The 19713-nt window shown below is 75.0% G+C and carries 13 protein-coding genes and 1 pseudogene; 7 read left to right on the top strand and 7 right to left on the bottom strand.

The features are described 5' to 3' along the window. Positions 1-935, bottom strand: a 935-nt coding sequence (locus ABD353_RS35280) for an HAD family hydrolase (RefSeq protein WP_344627796.1), incomplete at its 3' end; no start/stop codon positions are given. A 903-nt stretch (positions 936-1838) separates the two neighbouring features. On the opposite strand from ABD353_RS35280, the pseudogene ABD353_RS35275 reads away from it, so the two are divergent. Then, positions 1839-2276: pseudogene (locus ABD353_RS35275) on the top strand (universal stress protein); the annotation flags it as partial. Between the two features lie 30 nt (positions 2277-2306). On the opposite strand, the gene ABD353_RS35270 reads toward ABD353_RS35275, so the two are convergent. From ABD353_RS35270 to ABD353_RS35255, 4 genes are all read right to left on the bottom strand, one after another. After that, a complete protein-coding gene (locus ABD353_RS35270; RefSeq protein WP_344627795.1) occupies positions 2307-3491 on the bottom strand; it encodes an acyl-CoA dehydrogenase family protein in 1185 nt (394 codons plus the stop codon). A gap of 59 nt (positions 3492-3550) precedes the next feature. Then, positions 3551-4546: a hydroxymethylglutaryl-CoA lyase gene (locus ABD353_RS35265; protein ID WP_425555318.1), complete on the bottom strand. Its 996-nt coding sequence runs from the start codon at positions 4544-4546 to the stop codon at positions 3551-3553. Then, complete coding sequence (locus ABD353_RS35260) at positions 4543-6738, bottom strand: acetyl/propionyl/methylcrotonyl-CoA carboxylase subunit alpha (protein ID WP_344627794.1); 2196 nt, start codon at positions 6736-6738, stop codon at positions 4543-4545. Before ABD353_RS35260 ends, ABD353_RS35265 begins: the two co-directional genes overlap by 4 nt. A gap of 146 nt (positions 6739-6884) precedes the next feature. Beyond that, positions 6885-8606 carry a carboxyl transferase domain-containing protein gene (locus ABD353_RS35255; RefSeq protein ID WP_344627793.1) on the bottom strand — a complete coding sequence of 574 codons (1722 nt, stop codon included), beginning with the start codon at positions 8604-8606 and terminating at the stop codon, positions 6885-6887. 128 nt (positions 8607-8734) lie between these two features. On the opposite strand from ABD353_RS35255, the gene ABD353_RS35250 reads away from it, so the two are divergent. Then, positions 8735-9388: a TetR/AcrR family transcriptional regulator gene (locus tag ABD353_RS35250; protein ID WP_344627792.1), complete on the top strand. Its 654-nt coding sequence runs from the start codon at positions 8735-8737 to the stop codon at positions 9386-9388. Positions 9389-9592: 204 nt separating this feature from the next. Continuing rightward, the gene (locus ABD353_RS35245; RefSeq protein WP_344627791.1) at positions 9593-13462 is read left to right on the top strand and encodes an ABC transporter ATP-binding protein; all 3870 of its coding nucleotides are present in this window, start codon (positions 9593-9595) and stop codon (positions 13460-13462) included. A 61-nt stretch (positions 13463-13523) separates the two neighbouring features. Here the strand turns inward: ABD353_RS35245 and ABD353_RS35240 are convergent, their stop codons facing one another. After that, complete coding sequence (locus ABD353_RS35240) at positions 13524-14408, bottom strand: ATP-grasp domain-containing protein (RefSeq protein WP_344627790.1); 885 nt, start codon at positions 14406-14408, stop codon at positions 13524-13526. Between the two features lie 181 nt (positions 14409-14589). On the opposite strand from ABD353_RS35240, the gene ABD353_RS35235 reads away from it, so the two are divergent. After that, positions 14590-15228, top strand: coding sequence for an NUDIX hydrolase (locus ABD353_RS35235; protein ID WP_344627789.1), 639 nt, complete (start codon positions 14590-14592; stop codon positions 15226-15228). Between the two features lie 72 nt (positions 15229-15300). Here ABD353_RS35235 and ABD353_RS35230 read toward each other — a convergent pair whose 3' ends face one another. Continuing rightward, positions 15301-15990 (bottom strand): hypothetical protein, encoded by a 690-nt coding sequence (locus ABD353_RS35230; RefSeq protein ID WP_344627788.1) that lies wholly within the window; start codon positions 15988-15990, stop codon positions 15301-15303. A 479-nt stretch (positions 15991-16469) separates the two neighbouring features. Between ABD353_RS35230 and trpS the strand changes: the two genes are divergently transcribed. The 3 genes from trpS to ABD353_RS35215 all read left to right on the top strand — a co-directional run bounded on the left by trpS (position 16470) and on the right by ABD353_RS35215 (position 19571). Further along, positions 16470-17483 (top strand): tryptophan--tRNA ligase, encoded by a 1014-nt coding sequence (gene trpS, locus ABD353_RS35225; RefSeq protein WP_344627787.1) that lies wholly within the window; start codon positions 16470-16472, stop codon positions 17481-17483. A 97-nt stretch (positions 17484-17580) separates the two neighbouring features. Then, positions 17581-18666 carry a S66 peptidase family protein gene (locus ABD353_RS35220; protein WP_344627786.1) on the top strand — a complete coding sequence of 362 codons (1086 nt, stop codon included), beginning with the start codon at positions 17581-17583 and terminating at the stop codon, positions 18664-18666. A gap of 107 nt (positions 18667-18773) precedes the next feature. Further along, the gene (locus ABD353_RS35215; protein WP_344627785.1) at positions 18774-19571 is read left to right on the top strand and encodes a nucleoside/nucleotide kinase family protein; all 798 of its coding nucleotides are present in this window, start codon (positions 18774-18776) and stop codon (positions 19569-19571) included. Positions 19572-19713: the final 142 nt, after the last annotated feature.

The raw sequence follows: 19713 nt of genomic DNA, 5'->3' as shown, positions 1-19713 counted from the left end.
CCCCCGGGGGGGGCCGGGGGGGGGGGGGGGCCGCCCGGCGCCAGCAGGGCGGCCCGGCCGACGGTGCTCGCCCGGACAGCGGCCGACTGCGCCGGCGCGCGCCCGGCGCCCAGCGGGGTGGTGCCGCCGACGGAGGGGAGCTGGACGACGGACGGGAGCTGCACGACCGGGGTGACCGGCACGACCGGGTCCGCGGCGGCCCGCCGGGCGGCGGCCTGCTGCGCCACGGCACGCCGGACGGCCCCGCGGCGGACGGTGTCGGCGGTGGGCGCGCTGCGGGCGCCGAGGACGAGGCCGACGGCCTCCGGCAGCCCGGCGGCGCTCAGCGTCGGACGGTAGCCCTGCTCGGCCCACGGGCGGCCCAGGTGCAGCCAGACGCTGCGCAGCCCCGCGACCTCGGCGCCCGCGACGTCCGCCGGGCCGTGGTCGCCGATCATCCAGGTGTTGGCCTCCCAGCCGGGGGAGGGGGCGACCCCGCAGCGGCGGGCGGCGATCTCGAAGATCAGCGGGTCCGGCTTCACGCACCGCGCCTCCTCCGAGACGACCCAGCCGTCGACGAGGCGGTCGAGCCCGGTGCGGCGCATCTTCTCCACCTGGGGCTTGGTGCCGCCGTTGCTGACGATGCCGAGGGTCCAGCCGGAGGCCCGGGCGGCGTGCAGCGCGTCGAGGTGGGAGGCGGGGCAGTGGATGTGCGCGTTGATGCCGCGGCGGTAGTGGGCGAGCAGCAGGTCCATCGAGTGGTCCAGGCCGTAGCGGCGCTTCGCGGCGCCCAGTACGGTGCTGCGCGGCACGTACCCGCTGCCGTCGATGGTGGTGAACCAGTCGATGTCGGCGGCGGGCAGGCGGTGTTCGGCCAGGAAGTCCACGGCCCACGCCCGGTAGGCGGCGTCCCTGGGCAGCAGGGTGTTGTCGAGGTCGAACAGGAGCAGCGGCATGTCGAGCATGCTGCCAGTGCGGGCACGTATGCATCTGGCAATTGCCAATCGTCGACCTGTCCGCGGGGCGGATTGGCCGAATCCGGACGGTGACGGACCGGTGGCCGAACGCGATGTTTCGCCGGGGCTGTGACGGGTGGGGCGAGCGGGCCGCGAATGCACTGGTGGGAGCGGTGTGAAGGGCTCCGTCGCGGCACCGCGTGACCGCCCCGGTGCCTCGTGCGACCGCCCCGGTGCCTCTCGATGACGGTCGGATCACGTTGTGTGTTCGGCCTGTTGCGTTATCGGGGGTTGTCGGTCAAGCTCCTGGGAACCTCCGTGACAGGTGGCCTCCGGCCGGCGTGCGCGGGGGGCGCACAAAGCGCGGGCGCACGCGGTCCGTTTGCGGGAACCCCGGCCCACCGGGGTCCGACTGCTGGGCCGCGTTCCGCGCTCGTCGTACTCTGAGAGGAACAGGTCGCATCCAGTGGTGCTCGGCGGAGATCGGCTCGGTGCCGAGGGTGGGCCTGCTGCCCCGGCGGCGCTGTTGCGTTCCGTCGGCCCGTCCTCCCCGAACAGCTGTGAGCGATGGCTGGTTTTGAGCCTCCCGTACCCGCCGGTGCGGATGCCGGCGGCGGTGCGCTGCCGGTCCGCGGCGGGCCCCTCGGCGGTCGCTCCCAGGCCCGCAGGGCCGCACTCGCCGCAGCCCGCGCTGCGGCCCTCCGCGCCTGGCCGCTGTCCGCGCGGCGCCGGGCGGGGGCACACGGCCCCGCAGCGGGCCCGGGCGGCCCGGTGTCCGGCCGCGGCGGGCACGGCGGTGCACGGGGCGCCGGAGCGCCCGGAGGCGGCCCGATGAGCGACGGCCCCGGTCCGATGACGGGCCGCACCGAGGGCGACGGCGAGCACCTGGTGAAGGATCAGCCGGCCCGCGCCTGCGACCCGGTGTTCCAGCACGGCGTGGTGGTCGGCTTCGACGGCTCGCTGTCCAGCGAGCGCGCGCTGGCCTACGCGGTCGGCATGGCGCGCAGGTCGCAGTGCGGCCTGGTGATCGTGCACGTGGCGAACCGGCTGCCGGCCACGGTCTGGGCGGGCTGCGAGCCGCCGGTCTTCGTCGACCTGCCGGACCACCGTACGGAGATCCTCGGCCTGGAGCTGGCCTGCGCGGACTTCCTCGCCGGCGTGCCGTGGATCCTGGTCGAGCGCGGCGGCGACATCTGCCACGAGATCGAAGAGGTCGGCCGCGAGTACGCCGCCGACGCGATCGTCGTCGGCAGCACCCGCGGCCTGCTCGGCAAGGTCTTCGGTTCGGTGTCCGGGCGGCTGGCGCGGCGCGCCAACCGCCCGGTGATCGTCATCCCCTGACGGACCGCCGGGGAGGTCGACCCGGTCGGGTCAGGAGGTCACCCCGAGCTCCCGCGCGATCAGCATCCGCTGGACCTCCGAGGTCCCCTCGCCGATCTCCAGGATCTTGCAGTCGCGCCAGAACCGGGCGACCGGGAACTCGTTCATGAAGCCGTACCCGCCGTGGATCTGGGTGGCCTCGCGGGCGTTGTCCACGGCGGCCTCCGACGCGTACAGCTTCGCGATCGCGGCCTCCTTCTTGAACGGCTCGGAGTGCAGCAGCCGGGAGGCGGCGTCGCGCCAGGCCAGCCGGGCGGTGTGGGCGCGCATCTCCATGTCGGCCAGCTTGAACTGGATGACCTGGTTGGCGCCGATCGGCCGCCCGAAGGCGCGCCGCTGGCCGGCGTACGCGACGGACTGGTCGACGCACCCCTGGGCCAGGCCGGTGGCGAGCGCCGCGATCGCGATGCGCCCCTCGTCGAGGATGCGCAGGAACTGGGCGTAGCCGCGGCCGCGCTCGCCCAGCAGGTTCGCCGCCGGGACGCGGCAGTCGGTGAAGGAGAGCTCGCGGGTGTCGGAGGCGTTCCAGCCGACCTTGGAGTACTTCTTGGAGACCTGGAACCCGGGTGTCCCGGCCGGCACGATGATGGACGAGATCTCCCGCGTGGGCGAGAGCGCCGCCCCGTCCGCGCGGGTGGTCGGCTCGGTCAGCGCGGTCACCGTGACCAGGCCGGTGATGTCCGTGCCGGAGTTGGTGATGAAGCACTTGGTGCCGTTGATCACCCACTCGTCGGTCGCCTCGTCGTAGCGGGCCGTGGTGCGGGTGGCGCCGGCGTCCGAGCCGCCCTCCGGCTCGGTGAGGCCGAAGGCGCCGAGCATCTCGCCCGAGGTCAGCTTCGGCAGCCAGGTGCGCTTCTGCTCCTCGGTGCCGAAGCGGTACACCGGCATGGCGCCGAGCGAGACGGCCGCCTCCAGGGTGATGGCGACCGAGGAGTCGACCCGGGCCAGCTCCTCCAGGGCGATGCCCAGGGCGAAGTAGTCGCCGCCCATGCCGCCGTACTCCTCGGGGAACGGCAGGCCGAACAGGCCCATCTCGCCCATCTCGCGGACGATCTCGTACGGGAACTCGTTCTGCTCGTAGTACTCGCCGATCTTCGGCGCGACCCGGTCGTTCGCGAACTCCGCGACGGTCCGTCGCAGCTCTTCGTACTCGGTGCTCAGCCGGTGGTCGAGCATGGGGATCCTCCTGGATCGCGGCCGGTCGGGCCGGGGTGATGAGGTGTTGACGGGGTGTGTCAGGCGGACGGGCCGAGCAGCGCCCGGACGGTCCGCGACTGGCTGGGGCGTCCGAGCTGCCCGGCCATCCAGCCGCTGGTGGCGGCGAGGGCGGCCAGGTCGACGCCGGTGTCGATGCCGAGGCCGTGGAGCATCCACACCAGGTCCTCGGTGGCCAGGTTCCCGGTGGCGCTCTTCGCGTAGGGGCAGCCGCCGAGGCCGCCGGCCGAGGCGTCCACCACGGTCACCCCGCAGCGCAGCGCGGCGAGCGTGTTGGCCAGCGCCTGGCCGTAGGTGTCGTGGAAGTGCACGGCGAGCCGGTCCATCGGCACCCCGGCCTCGGCGAAGCCGGTCAGCAGCGCGGTGACCTGGCCGGGGGTGGCGGTGCCGATGGTGTCGCCGAGGCTCAGCTCGGCGCAGCCCATCTCCAGCAGGCGCAGCCCGTGGCCGATCACCTGCGCGGCCGGGACGGGGCCCTCCCACGGGTCGCCGAAGCACATCGAGAGGTAGCCGCGGACGGGCACCCCGGCCGCCGTGGCGCGGGCCACCACCGGGCGGAACATCGCCATGGCCTCGTCGGCGGAGCGGTTGAGGTTCCGCCGGGCGAAGGTCTCGGTGGCGCTGGCGAAGACCGCGACCTCCGCCGCGCCGTGGGCGAGCGCCCGGTCCAGGCCGCGCTCGTTCGGCACCAGCACCGGCAGCCGCAGGCCCGGGTACCGCCCGGCCAGGCCGGACAGCCGGGGCATCAGCTCCTCGGCGTCCGCCAGCTGCGGCACCCACTTGGGGTGCACGAAGCTGGTCGCCTCGACGGTGCGCAGGCCGGCGGCGGCCAGCCGGGCGATGAACTCGGCCTTCACCTCGACCGGGACGAGCCCGCTCTCGTTCTGCAGGCCGTCCCGCGCGCCGACCTCGTGGATCCGCACCCGGGCCGGCAGCGACGGGTCGCGCACCGGGTCCGGCAGGCCCAGCTCCAGCACGCCCGGCTCGGCCGCCGTCCCGTCCTGCTCCGCGGTCACGGGGCCACCTCGGCCTTCTCGGCGTCGCCCTCGGCGGGTACGACGACGGCCAGCAGTTCGTCCATGGCGACGGTCGCGCCGGCACTCGCCCGCAGCTCGCTGACGGTGCCGTCGTGCGGCGCCGCGATCACGTGTTCCATCTTCATGGCCTCCAGGACCAGCAGGGTCTGACCGCGGGTCACCCGCTCGCCGGCCGCGGCCTTGACCACGGTGACGGTGCCCGGCATCGGAGCGGTCAGCGCGCCGTGGTGGGCCCCGCCCGCGGCGGCGCGGTCCGCCACCGGGTCGTACGCGTGCACCGCCCAGGCGTCGCCGTCCACGGCGAGCCAGTCGACGCGGCCCGCGGGCCCGTTGTCGGTGGTGTGTGCGAACGTCGTCTGCAGGCCGTCGAGGGAGACCTGCAGGCGGCCGCCGGAGCGGTGGGCCGTGGCCCGCCGCACCGGTCCGTCGCCGACCTGCACCTGCAGGCCGGCGGAGGCGGGGGTGCCGGCGGTCTCGGCCACCGAGCCGGGTGCGGTCGGCCGCACCAGGACGGTGACCGGCTCCTGCCCGGCGAGCCGCAGGCGGTGGGCCGTCCAGGCCGCCCCGCCGCCCAGCCGCCAGCCGGAGGGGCGGGAGAACGGGTCGGTCCAGCCGTCGGGGGCGACGGCCGGGGCGAGGTCCAGCTGCCGGGCGATCGCCGCGGCGATCGGCAGCAGGTCCGCGCTCTCCGCGTCCTGCGGGGTCGCGTCGGCACCGGTGCGGGTGTGGGGGGAGCTCAGCAGGACGGGGGTCTGCTGAGCGGTCCGCTCCACCAGCCCGGTGTCGAGGCGGCCCGCCACCACCTCGGGGTGGGCCAGCAGCCGCCGCAGGAAGCCGGTGTTGGTGGTGACGCCCAGGATCCGGGTGTCGGCCAGCGCGGCCCGCAGCCGGCGCAGCGCCGTCGCCCGGTCCGGCCCGTACGCGATCACCTTGGCGAGCATCGGGTCGTAGAGGCTGCCGACCTCGGTGCCCGCGGCCACGCCGGAGTCCACCCGGACGCCCTCGCCGGCCGGCTCGTCCAGCCGCAGGATGCGGCCGCCGGTCGGCAGGAAGTCGCGGTCCGGGTCCTCGGCGCAGATCCGCGCCTCGATCGCGTGGCCCACGAAGGAGACGTCCTCCTGGGCGAAGGGCAGCGCCTCGCCGGCGGCCACCCGCAGCTGCCACTCGACGAGGTCGAGCCGCCGCGGCTCGGCGCCGTCGCCGGTGCGCACCGCGATCGCCAGCTCGGTGACGGGGTGCTCCACCTGGAGGCGGGTGTTCATCTCCATGAAGAAGAAGTCCAGGACGCCCTCGGGAGCCTGCGCGCCCGGCTCCAGGCCCGGGACGATGAACTCGACCGTGCCGGCGCCGGTGTAGCCGCAGGCCTCGGCGGCCCGCACGGCCGCCGCACCCATCGCCGCCCGGGTCTCCTCGTTGAGCAGGACGGAGGGGGCCTCCTCGATCAGCTTCTGGTGGCGGCGCTGCAGGCTGCACTCGCGCTCGCCGAGGTGCACGGTGGTGCCGCGGGCGTCCGCGAGCACCTGCACCTCGATGTGGCGCGGCCGGTCCACCCAGCGCTCCAGCAGCAGGGTGTCGTCGCCGAACGCGGTGCGCGCCACCCGCCGCGCCGCGTCGATCTCGGCCGGCAGCTCGGCGGGGTCGCGGACCAGCCGCATGCCCTTGCCGCCACCGCCCGCGGACGGCTTCAGCAGCACCGGGTAGCCGATCTCCTCGGCGGCCGCGACCAGCTCGGCGTCGCTCGGCGAGCCGCCGCTGCTGCCGGGCACCACCGGCACGCCCGCGACGCGGACGGCCTCCTTGGCGTTGATCTTGTCGCCCATCAGCTCCACCGCGGCCGGCGGCGGGCCGATGAAGGCCAGCCCCGCCTCGGCGCACGCCCGGGCGAAGCCGGGGTTCTCGGCGAGGAAGCCGTACCCGGGGTGCACGGCCTGCGCACCGGTGCGGCGGGCGGCCGCCAGCAGCAGGTCGGTCCGCAGGTAGGTCTCGGCCGCCGAGCTGTCGCTGCGCCCCTCCGGGCCGAGCCGGACGGCGAGGTCGGCCTCGCGGACGTGCGGGGCCTCGGCGTCGGCGTCGCTGTGCACGGCGACGGAGCGGATGCCGAGCCGGCGCAGGGTGCGGATCACCCGGAGGGCGATCTCACCCCGGTTGGCGACCAGAACGGTGTCGAACATGGGAGGTCTTCCTCCGGGTCGAGGGATGGCGCTGCCGGTGCGGCGGTGGCGGGTCGGGCGGCGCGGGTGCGGCGGGTGCGGTGCCGCGGGGGTGCGCGGCGGGGCCGGGGTCGGGCCGGGCGGTGCGACCGCACCGGCCCGGCCGGTCACATGCGGAAGACGCCGTACGGGCGGGGCTCGGCGAGCGGGGCGTTGGCGCAGGCGGTGAGCGCCAGACCGAGGACGGTCCGGGTCTCCATCGGGTCGATCACGCCGTCGTCCCAGAGCCGGGCGGTGGCGTAGTAGGCGCTGCCCTGCCGCTCGTACTGCTCGCGGACGGGGCGCTTGAACTCCTCCTCCGCCTCGGCCGGCCAGTCCTCGCCCTGCGCCTCGAACTGGTCGCGGCGCACGGTGGCGAGGACGGAGGCCGCCTGCTCGCCGCCCATCACGGAGATCTTGGCGCCCGGCCACATCCACAGGAAGCGCGGCGAGTACGCCCGGCCGCACATCGAGTAGTTGCCGGCGCCGTACGAGCCGCCGATGACGACGGTCAGCTTGGGCACCCGGGTGCAGGCCACGGCCGTCACCATCTTGGCGCCGTGCTTGGCGATGCCGCCCGCCTCGTACTGCCGGCCGACCATGAAGCCGGTGATGTTCTGCAGGAAGAGCAGCGGGATGCCGCGCTGGTCGCACAGCTCGACGAAGTGCGCGCCCTTGAGCGCGGACTCGGCGAACAGCACGCCGTTGTTGGCGACGATGCCGACCTGGTGGCCGTGGATCCGGGCGAAGCCGGTGACCAGGGTGGGCCCGTACTCGGCCTTGAACTCGGCGAAGCGGCTGCCGTCGACCAGCCGGGCGATCACCTCGCGCACGTCGTACGGGGTGCGCGGGTCGACCGGCACCGCGCCGTACAGGCCGGCCGGGTCCACCGCGGGCGCCTCCACCGGGGCGAGCGGCCACGGCTTCGGGGCGCGCGGGCCGAGCCCGGCGACGATGGTGCGGACGATCGACAGCGCGTGCGCGTCGTCCTCGGCCAGGTGGTCGGTGACGCCGGAGGTCTTGGAGTGCAGCTCGCCGCCGCCGAGCTCCTCCGCGGTGACGACCTCGCCGGTGGCCGCCTTCACCAGCGGCGGGCCGCCGAGGAAGATCGTGCCCTGGTTGCGGACGATCACGGCCTGGTCGCTCATGGCCGGCACGTAGGCGCCGCCGGCCGTGCAGGAGCCGAGCACCGCGGCGATCTGCGGGATGCCCGCGCCGGACAGCCGGGCCTGGTTGTAGAAGATCCGGCCGAAGTGGTCCCGGTCGGGGAAGACCTCGTCCTGCATCGGCAGGAAGGCGCCGCCCGAGTCGACGAGGTAGACGCACGGCAGCCGGTTCTCCAGAGCCACCTCCTGCGCGCGCAGGTGCTTCTTCACCGTCATCGGGTAGTAGGTGCCGCCCTTGACGGTGGCGTCGTTGGCGACGACCACGACCTCGCGACCGGCCACCCGTCCGATGCCGGCGATCACACCGGCGGCCGGGGCGGCGCCGTCGTAGAGGCCGTCGGCGGCGAGCGGGCACAGCTCCAGGAAGGGGGAGCCCGGGTCGAGCAGGGTGTCCACGCGGTCGCGGGGGAGCAGCTTGCCGCGCGCGGTGTGCCGGGCCCGGGCCTTGGCGCCGCCGCCCAGCGCGGCCGTCGCGAGCTTGCTGCGCAGCTCGTCGACCAGCTCCCGGTGGGCGGCCTCGTTGGCGCGGTAGGCCGCCGAGCCGGGGTCGGCGGCGGACTCCAGCCGCGGTGCCGGCGCGGCGGCGGCACCCGGGACGGCGTGCCGCGGTTCGGTGCCGGCGCCCTGGCCGGTGAACGGGCCGGCCGCCGGGCCGACGGCGGATCCAATGGATGAGAGGACCATCCCAAGAGCTCCCTTGCCTCGGAGCCGAGTGGACGTGCGGAGGGATGGTCCGCCGCCCGAAGGTTAATGAGCGTTAACTCCTGCGGCCAGGTTAACCGCCGATAACGCGGCTGTCTACGATGGGCAGCATGCCGAACGTGCCAGCAGCCTCCGCGCTCCCACGCCGCGACCAGATCCGCAAGGAGGCCGCGCGGCTGTTCGCCGCGCGCGGCTTCCTGGGCGTCGGCGTGGACGAGATCGGCAAGGCGGTGGGCATCAGCGGCCCCGGTCTGTACCGGCACTTCGCCGGCAAGGACGCGATGCTCGCCGACCTCCTGATCGGCATCAGCGAACGGCTGCTGGAGGAGGGCCGGCGCCGGGCCGGCGAGGCCGGCGGCACGGGCGGACCCGCCGGGGCGCTGGACGCCCTGATCGGCGGCCACGTGGACTTCGCCCTGGACGACCGCGACCTGATCATCCTGCACGACCGGGAACTGCTCCACCTGAAGGAGGAGGACCGCCGCCGGGTCCGCCGGCTGCAGCGCGGCTACGTCGAACTCTGGGTCGGCGTCGTCCGCGAGGCCTTCCCGCCGCTCGCCGCCCCCGACGCCGAACCGCTCGCCCGGGCCGCCGTCCACGCCGTCTTCGGCCTGCTCAACTCCACCCCGCACAGCGCCGCCCCCCACCCGGGCCAGCCGGACCGCTCCGGGCTGCCCCGCGACGCGATGGCCGCCCTCCTGCACAGCCTCGCCCAGGGGGCCTTCGCCGCAGCCGCGGCCGGCGCCGCCGCCCGGGCGGCCTAGGAGCTCCGCCCGGGTCTCCTGGGTCCGGGCGTAGGACCAGCGCCGGAGGTCCGGCCGGTCCGGCGGCCCGTGCGTCCGGGCGGGTGGATCGGCGACCCTGGGAGGCGGCGGGAAGGTTTCGCGGACCCCTCGTCGTTGAGCCTGCCGGGCGTCCGTCGAAAGGCGATGGACGGCGGTCGAGCCGAATGGTTAGTATCCCTAAATATGCCTGAGACTCATGGTTCTACTGCGGAGATTTCCCGGGACGCCGATCCTCAGAGCAGCCGGTCCGGCAAGGCCCACCTGCGCCGCCGCCGGTCCAAAGACCGGCGGACCCCCGGCACCCCGGACGAGTCCCGCTGGTTGCGCAGACTGGGCGGCTACTCCTGGCGCTACCGCAAGAACGTCCTGCTCGCCTTCGGCGCCTCGCTCGTCGGCATGGCCGTCAGCGCCGTCGTCCCGCTGGTCACCAAGCTGATCATCGACGACGTCATCACCGCCCACACCCGCCCGCTCGCCCCCTGGGCGGTCGTGCTGCTGCTCGCCGCGGCCGTGGTCTTCCTCTGCGCGCAGATCCGCCGCTACTACGGCGGACAGCTCGCCCTCGACGTCCAGCACGACCTGCGGGCGGACCTCTTCACCTCGCTGACCCGCCTCGACGGCCGCCGCCAGGACCGCCTGGACACCGGCCAGGTCGTCGGCCGCGCCACCTCCGACCTGCAGCTCATCAACGGCCTGCTCTCGATGCTGCCGATGATGACCGGCTACCTGCTGATGTTCGGCATGTCCTTCGCGGTCATGCTCTGGCTCTCGCTGCCGCTCACCCTGATCGCCCTGGTGATGGCGCCCGCCCTCTGGTGGTGCGCCGCGCTCAGCCGCAAGCGGCTCTTCCCCGCGACCTGGGCCGCCCAGCAGGAGGCCGCCGCGGTCGCCGGTGTCGTCGACGCGGCCGTCGGCGGCGTCCGGGTGGTCAAGGGCTTCGGCCAGGAGGCCCAGGAGCGCGCCAAGCTGGAGAGGGCCTCCCGCGGCCTGTACGGCGCCCGGCTCCGCTCGATCCGGCTGAACAGCCGCTACACCCCGGCCATGCAGGCCGTCCCCGCCCTCGCCCAGGTCGCCGTGCTCGCCCTCGGCGGCTGGCTGGCCGTCCGGGGCCAGGTCTCGCTGGGCACCTTCGTCGCCTTCTCCACCTACGTCGCCCAGATGACCGGCCCGGTGCGGATGCTCGCCATGGTGATCACCGTCGGCCAGCAGGCCAGGGCCGGCGTGGAACGCGTCCTCCAGCTGATCGACCAGCGCCCGCACGTCCAGGAGCGCCCCGACGCCCGGCCGCTCACCCCTGCCGACACCGACCCCGGTGCCACCGCGCCCGGCGCGCCCGCACCCGGCACCGCCGCCCTCGAACTCGACCGCGTCGACTTCCACTACGAGGACCACGGGGACGCCCACCCGGGCGACGAGGACGCCGTCCCCGTCCTCGACGGCCTCAGCCTGCGTCTCCAGCCCGGCGAGACCCTCGCCCTGGTCGGCGCCTCCGGCTCCGGCAAGTCGACCGTCGCCCAGCTCGTCCCGCGCTTCTACGACCCGACGGCCGGCAGCGTCCGGCTCTACGGGCACGACCTGCGCGACATCACCCTCGACTCGCTGCGCGCCACCGTCGGCATCGTGCCCGAGGAGAGCTTCCTGTTCTCCGAGAGCGTCCGCACCAACATCGCCTACGGCCACCCCGAGGCGACCGACGAGCAGATCGAGGCCGCCGCCCGCGCCGCCCAGGCCGACGGCTTCATCCGCGAGCTGCCCGACGGGTACGACACCAAGGTCGGCGAGCAGGGACTCACCCTCTCCGGCGGCCAGCGGCAGCGGATCGCCCTGGCCCGTGCCATCCTCACCGACCCGCGGATCCTGCTGCTCGACGACGCGACCTCCGCGGTCGACCCGCAGGTCGAGGCCGAGATCTTCGAGGCGCTCCGCTCGGTCATGGCCGGACGCACCACCCTGCTGATCGCCCACCGCCGCTCCACCCTGCAGCTCGCCGACCGGATCGCCGTCCTCGAACGCGGCCGCCTCGTCGACATCGGCACCCACCGCGAGCTGGACGAACGCTGTCCGCTCTACCGGGCACTGATCACCGACCCGGACGCCGCCGACGCCACCGCCCGCGGCAGCGCCGAGGGTGCCGCTGCCCCCGGGAGCGCCGCTGCGGCCGGGAGCACCGCGGCTGCGACGACCGGCAACGGCGCCCCGGCCAAGAAGCCCGCCGCCGACGCCGAACTCCTCGCCAAGGTCGCCGCACTGCGGCCCGCCACCGACACCCCCGACATCCGGGTCGAGGACGCCGAGGCCGGCGACCTGCACTTCAGCCTCCGCCGCCTGCTCGCGCCCTTCCGCGGCCCGCTGGCCCTCGCCCTGCTGCTGGTCGCCCTGGACACCGCCGCCGGCCTCACCCTGCCGATCCTGATCCGGCACGGCATCGACGACGGCGTCAGCAAGGCCGCGATGACCGGCGTCACCGTCGCCGCCCTCGGCGCCCTCGTGGTCGTCCTGCTGGACTGGCTGGTGCAGAGCGCCGAGACCAGGGTCAGCGGCCGCACCGGCGAGCGCGTCCTCTACACCCTGCGGCTGAAGATCTTCGCGCACCTCAACCGGCTCGGCCTCGACTACTTCGAGCGCGAGCTCACCGGCCGGATCATGACCCGGATGACCACCGACGTCGACTCGATCTCGACCTTCCTGCAGACCGGCGTCGTCACCGCCGTGGTCAGCCTGCTCACCTTCTTCGGGATCTTCGCCGCACTGCTGATCCTCGACGCCGGCCTCGCGCTGGTGGTCTTCGCCGTCCTGCCCGTGCTGGTCGTGGCCACCCTGGTCTTCCGCCGCAAGTCCACCGTCCAGTACCAGATCTCCCGGGACCTGATCTCCACCGTCAACGCCGACCTGCAGGAGAACGTCGCCGGCATGCGGATCGTCCAGGCGTTCCGCCGGCAGGACGTCAACACCGCCCGCTTCGTCGCCCGCGGCCTGGAGTACCGCGACGCCCGCGCCCGGGCCCAGCTCTACATCTCGCTGTACTTCCCGTTCGTCCAGTTCCTGTCCAGCGTCGCCTCCGCGCTCGTCCTGATCGCCGGCGCCGCCCGGGTCGACGCCGGCACCCTCACCATCGGCGCCCTGGTCGCCTACCTGCTCTACATCGACCTGTTCTTCGCCCCGGTCAACCAGCTCTCCCAGGTGTTCGACGGCTACCAGCAGGCCAGCGTCAGCCTCGGCCGGATCGGCGAACTGCTGCGCACCCCGACCAGCACCCCCGAGGCAGACCCGCCCGTGCCGGTCACCCGCCTCAAGGGCGACATCCACCTCGACGGCGTCGGCTTCGCCTACAACGGCGACGGCGAGGACCTGCCGAACGTGCTCACCGGCATCGACCTGCACATCCCGGCGGGCCAGACCGTCGCCCTGGTCGGCGAGACCGGCGCCGGCAAGTCCACCCTGGTCAAGCTGGTCGCCCGGTTCTACGACGCCACCTCCGGCACCGTCCGGGTCGACGGCACCGACATCACCGGCTACGACCTCTCCCAGTACCGGCACCGGCTCGGCGTCGTCCCGCAGGAGGCGTACCTGTTCGCCGGCACCCTCCACGAGGCGATCGCCTACGGCCGGCCCGGCGCCACCCGCGCCGAGGTCGAGGCCGCGGCCCGCGCCGTCGGCGCCCACGAGATGATCCTCGGCCTCTCCGGCGGCTACGACCACGAGGTCGCCCCCCGCGGACGGAACCTCTCCGCCGGCCAGCGCCAGCTCGTCGCCCTCGCCCGCGCCGAACTCGTCGACCCCGACATCCTGCTGCTGGACGAGGCGACCGCCGCCCTCGACCTCGCCAGCGAGGCCGCCGTCAACCAGGCCGCCGACCGCCTCAGCGGCGGCCGTACCACCCTGGTCATCGCCCACCGCCTGACCACCGCCGAACGCGCCGACCGGATCGTCGTCCCGGCCGAGGGCCGGATCGTCGAGGACGGCACCCACAGCGAACTCCTCGCCGCGGGCGGCGCCTACCACCGGCTCTGGCAGGCCTTCGTCTCCGACGGCCGCCCCACCCCGGTCGGCTGACCGCCGCGCCCCCGGCGGGCCCCACCCGGGGTCCGCCGGGGCGTGCCCGCCACCGGCAGGGTCAGACCGCGAGCAGCGCGGCGTACAGCGAGGCCGCGTCCGCGCCCCGCGGCAGGTCGCTCACCTGGCCGTCACCGACCTCCACCACCCGCCAGCCCGCCCCGTCCGCCCGCCGCGCCAGATCGGTGGTCACGAACCGGCAGCCCAGCGTGTGCACCAGCGGCCCCACCACCGACAGGTCCGCGTGCGGGGCCGGCCCCGGCGGCGCATCCGGATGGGCACCGCGCAGCACCGGCTCGCCGTCCACCCACCAGACCCGGGACTCCTCGGCCCGCCCCCGCGCGTCCCGGACGAACTCCTCGTACCGGCGCAGCACGATCCCGCCGGTCGGAGCCCCGTCCTGCAGCTCCACGAACCGCGACACCACCGCGCACAGCCGGTCGGTGTCCGCGAGGTCCGGGACGAAGCAGGCCTCCTCCCACTCGTACTTGCGCGACTTCACGTAGTCCTTGACGACCGCCGGCCCACGGCCGCCCAACCGCCCCGCCAGCGCGGCGAGCTCCTCCCGGGACGGCACGGCCGCCCCCGGCAGCCAGCGGCTCTCCGGCGTCGCCCCCTCGAACACCCCGTACCAGCCGGGGAGCTCATGGGCGTCCCCGTAGCCGGTCGGCGTGGTCAGCAGCACCCCGCCGCGCGCCGCCAGCGCCTGCGCCAACTCCTGGTACGCGGGCACCGGCACCATCCAGCCGCGGTACCAGAGCGGCCCGACGCCCACCGGTACCCGCCGCACCGCCGCCTCCGCGTCACCCGCGAGCAGCGCGTCGTGGTCGAGCAGCACACAGGCGCCGCCGAGGTCGCGCACCAGCTGCGCCTCCCACCCGTAGTGCGGGTCGGGCCTGCGCGGCGCGAGCGGATCGGCGGGCAGCAGGACGGCCGGGGTGGTCATGGCCCACAGCGTACGGCGCACCGGCCCGTCCGCACCCCCGCCCCGCACCTCGCCCCGCCCCACTGCGCACACGCCGGCCGCACCCAAGGTCCGTTGGGGTCAGGACCGCGGTCGGCCGGGACCGGCTCCAGCACCCCGAATACCGGTCGACACCCCCGGCGGTGCGTGCCACGGTGATCCGATGCCGAAGCTGCAACGACTCCTGGGACCAGTGCTGGGCCGACTCCTCGGCCGCCCACCGGGCCGACCGACCGCACGACCTGACGGCACGGCGGGCGGCCGCACACCGCGGGCCGCGGCCCGCACGGTCGTCCTCGCCCCGGACGGCGCCGTCTTCCTGCTCCGCAGCGACAACGCCGAGGTCGGCGTGCACTGGACGGCGCCGGGCGGCGGGCTGGAGGAGGGCGAGACCCCGACCGTCGGCGCACTGCGCGAACTGCACGAGGAGACCGGCTGGACGGACATCGAGCCCGCCCGCCTACTGTGCACCTGGGAGCACGACTTCACCTGGCACGGCATCCCCGTCCGCCAGCACGAGCACATCTACCTGGCCACCGGCCCGCGCCGCGGGCCGCTCGGCGACGTCAGCGGAGTCCACCGGGCCGACGGCATCCTCGAATGGCGCTGGTGGAGTCCGGAGGAACTGGCCTCGCCCGAGGCCGACGCACTCTGGCCGCCGCAGCTGCCGGCACTGCTGGCCGCCGTCCGCGGTGCACAGGGACGCGATGCCGACCCCACCGCCGGGCCGGTGCACCTGGGCCACGTCCCGCACGGCACACCGAACAGCGGCCCCGATGAGCCGGTGCGGACGGCCGGCTGACCCCAGCCCGCCGCGCACCGGATGACGACGGGTCACCGGGCGGGCCACCGCGCGCCGCCGACGCGGGCCGGTTCAGTGCGGCTGGTCCGCCCGCCAGTCGTGCAGCCCGAGGTCGCGGTCGTGCAGGGCCTCCGGATTGATCAGCACCGAGAGACGCGCACCCGCCACCTGCTCGACCGTCAGCCCGGTGGAGGCGAGCAGCCGCTCGGTCGGCACGGCCACGGCGATCGCCTCCCGCCAGGCGGGCAGCACCACCAGGCAGGTGCCGGTGCCGAACCGCACCAACCGCGCCTCGACCCGCTCGGGCTGTTGCGCCCCCGCACTCGGCGCCGAGGACGATCCGCCGATCAATATCCCCAACGGTGGCCCGCCCCCGGGCCCACCGCCCTCCTGGGCCTGGCCACCCGCGCCGGCCGGATGCCACGACTCCTGCCGTTCCTGCGGTCGCGGGTGCAGCCGACGCAGCCGCCGCGACGGAACCGGCCGCCGCGCCCGGCGCAACTGGCGGCCGCCGTCGGCCGGTCCGCCCGTGGGGCCCGCCGCGGCCGCGGGGCCGTCGCCCACCGGCCTGGCCGCATCGAGGTCCGCCCCGGCAGCGGCCAGCAGTTGGCGCACCTCCGCCTCCGACTTGTGGCAGGCCGCCGCCAGATCGGCGGGATGGGTACCCCGTTCGTACGCCCCGCGCAGCCGGGCCGCCAGCCCCGCCAGCAGCCGCACCGCGGTGGGGTCGACGGGCTCGGCCCCGCCCTCCGGACCTGCCACCGTGGGTGCCGGTGCCGTCGGAGCTTCTGTCGAGGGCGCCGCGGGGCCGAGGGGATCGTGGGGGCCGCGGGCCCCGTCCCGAGGTACGGGACCGGGGGAGGAACGGTCGGCGGCTGGCGGGTCGAGCGGGGTCATGGGTGCGGGCCCTTCGGTCTGCGGCACGAACGATCCTGCCGCACAAGGCCCTTGGGAGCCAGGGTGGTCCACCATGTGTCGGTGGCGGACGGGCCCGGCCGCCGTCCAGGAGCCCCCGCAGCGGGCGGCGGGCCGAAAACCGGTGCGGAGAACGGCCGGACGTGCGCGTACCCTGGTCCCATGAAGCGTCAGCCGTGCCTGAACTGGTGGCCGTCCTAGGACGGCCACCCCTCACGCATGACCACAGGGCCGTCCGTACGGGCGGCCCTGATGCTTTTCACCCTCGGGGCGGCAACGCCCGGCGGACGGTGCCACCGCCCGCCCGCCACCCGAGGAGAACCTCAGTGATCACCACCGTCGACAGCATCCGCCGCAACCCCGCGCGCCACCGCATCCTCACCGGGGACCGGCCGACCGGCCCGCTCCACCTCGGCCACTACTTCGGCACCCTGCAGAACCGCGTCGAACTGCAGCGCCTCGGCGTCGACCTCTTCCTCGTCGTCGCCGACTACCAGGTCCTCACCGACCGCGACCTGGCCGACAACCTCGCCGAGCACGCCGAGAACCTCGTCCTCGACTACCTCGCCGCCGGCGTCGACCCCGACCGGGCCACCGTCTTCGCCCACAGCGCCGTCCCCGCGCTCAACCAGCTGCTGGTGCCCTTCCTCAGCCTGGTCAGCGTCGCCGAACTCGGCCGCAACCCCACCGTCAAGGACGAGATCGCCCACTCCGGCCGCGCCACCGTCAGCGGCCTGATGTTCACCTACCCCGTCCACCAGGCCGCGGACATCCTCTTCTGCAAGGCCGACCTCGTCCCCGTCGGCCAGGACCAGCTCCCGCACCTGGAGACCACCCGCACCGTCGCCCGCCGCTTCAACGAGCGCTACGGCGCACCCGTCTTCCCGGAACCCGACGCCCTGCTCTCCGCCGCCCCGCTGCTGCTCGGCACCGACGGCGGCAAGATGAGCAAGAGCCGGGGCAACGCCGTCCCGCTCGGCGCCAGCGAGGACGAGACCGCCCGCCTCCTCCGCGCCGCGACCACCGACGCCGACCGCCGCATCACCTACGACCCCGAGCACCGCCCCGGCGTCGCCGGCCTCCTCCAGCTCGCCGCCCTCTGCCTGGACCGCACCCCCGAAGCCGTCGCCGAGGAGGTCGGCGACAGCGGCGCCGCCCAGCTGAAGAAGCTGGTCACCGAGGCCGTCAACGAGTACTTCCGCCCGCACCGGGCACGCCGGGCCGAACTCGCCGCCGACCGCGGGTTCCTCCGCGAGGTGCTGCGCGTCGGCAACGAGCGCGCGAACGCCGTGGCCGCGACCACCCTCGCCGAGGTCCGCGAGGTGATGGGCACCGTGTGAAGCGGCAGCATTCCCGGTGCGGGGGTGGATCGTTCCACCCCCGCACCGGGGAATACCGTGAGCAGACGAACCTGCGACCACGGGGGAGGAACTGTCGATGGATCAGCTGACGACCGGCGGCGCCGCGGACGGCCACGACCCCGCCCCCGGGCCGACACCGGCCCCCGCACCACTCCCGCGGGCACCGGGTCTTCCGGTACCGGGCCGGCCCGCTACCGGTCTGCCGGTTCCGGGTCCGCGGCGGCGTCCACGACGGCTGACGGCAGGCGACCGTGTCGCCCTGGTCGCCCCCAGCGGCCCGATCGACCCGCAGCGCCTCGCCGCAGGCACCGCCCTGCTCCGCTCCTGGGGCCTGCAGGTCGTCCCCGGCGACCACCTCCTCGACCGCCACCCCGTCCACGGGTACCTCGCCGGCACCGACGCCGACCGCGCCGCCGACTTCCAACGGGCCTGGCTCGACCCCGGCATCGCGGCCGTCGTCTGCGCCCGCGGCGGCTACGGCGTCCAACGGATGGTCGACCTCGTCGACTGGGACGCCCTGCGCGCCGCACCGCCCAAGATCCTGGTCGGCTTCAGCGACATCACCGTGCTGCACGAGACCGTCGACCTCCGACTCGGCCTCCCCACCCTCTACGGCCCGATGGGTACGGCGGCCACCTTCCTGGACGACCCCGCCACCGCCGACCACCTCCGGCGCACCCTCTTCGAGCCCGAGACCACCCGCGTCCTCACCGCGGCCACCGCCGAGCCGCTCGTCCCCGGCCGGGCCGCCGGCACCACCGCCGGGGGCTGCGCCGCACTCCTCGCCACCGACCGCGGCACCCCGACAGCCCGCCGTTCCTTCGCCGGCACCATCCTGCTGCTGGAGGACGTCAACGAGCTGCCCTACCGCCTCGACCGCACCCTCACCCAGCTGCTCCGCTCCGGCGCGATGGACGGAGTCGCCGGCATCGCCCTCGGCTCCTGGGAGGGCTGCGGACCGCCCGGGCCCGTCCGCGAGGTCATGCTCGACCGGCTGGCGCCGCTGGGCGTCCCGGTGATCTGGGAGCTCGGCTTCGGGCACGGCCCCAGCAGCCTCACCGTCCCGCTGGGTGTCCACGCGGTCCTGGACGCGGACGCCGGCACCCTGACCCTCGACGAGCCGGTGTTCGGTGCTGCGGCGGTCGGGGAGGCCGCTGCCTGAGCGCGCTGCGCCCACGGCCCGGGCGGGTCGCCCAGCGGTCGCCGTCCTGTGGACGCCGGTCCCGCGGTGCGGTGCTTCCGGCGTCCCGGCTGAGTAGGGTGCGACCCATGCACGTTGACGTACACGGCGGCCACACGTCGGAGAACGGCCGGGCGGCGGCGGGACGCCGTTCCGCGAAGACCGGTGGTGCCGCGGGTGCCGCCGAGGCGGCCGGGGTGGCCGAGGTCGCGACGCCGGACGACCTGGTCGCGCGGGCGCTCGGACTGCTGCACGGACCCGGGAGCGGTAGCGGACGCGTGATCCTCGGCCTCGCCGGCCCGCCGGCGGCCGGCAAGTCGACCCTCGCCCGCCACCTGGTCGACGCGGTCGTCCGCCAAGAGGGCCCGGAGGCCGCTGCCCACCTCCCGCTCGACGGATTCCACCTGGCCAACGTCCAGCTCGACCGCCTCGGCCTGCGGGCCCGCAAGGGCGCCCCGGAGACCTTCGACTCCGCCGGCTACCTGGCCCTGCTCCGGCGGGTCACCAACGAGCGGTTCCACGACATCTACGTGCCGGACTTCGACCGGGCCCTCGACGAGCCGGTCGCCGCCCGCCACGTCATCAGGCCGCACACCCGCCTCGTGGTGACCGAGGGCAACTACCTCGCCGCGCCCGAGGCTCCGTGGACGACGGCCCGGGCCCTGTTCCGCGAGCTCTGGTACATCGACGCGGACGACGACCTCCGCCACCGCCGCCTGATCGACCGCCACACCGGCGGAGGCCAGGACCACCAGGCCGCGGCACTGCGGATCGCCGCCAACGATCACCCGAACGGGGAGTACGTGAAGGCAGGCCGCGACACCTGCAGCCGGCTCGTCCGCGTGCCGGATTTGCCTGCGGCCGCCGATGGGCGTAGTGTTCTCTAGTCGCTCGGCAGGGAGCACCGGACACGCATCTGCGCGGACGGTCCCGGAGCGGCCAATCCCTTGAAACACCACTTCCAGATCCTCACCGGTTCGCGTCTTGTCGCGTCCCGGTGCGAATTCGGCGTGCGCGTTTTAGGGATTG

It is taken from the genome of Kitasatospora arboriphila, assembly GCF_039528095.1.
Lineage (GTDB): Bacteria > Actinomycetota > Actinomycetes > Streptomycetales > Streptomycetaceae > Kitasatospora > Kitasatospora arboriphila.
The sequence above is the reverse complement of the archived record's forward strand: the minus strand, read 5'-3'. Positions and strand labels throughout refer to the sequence as shown.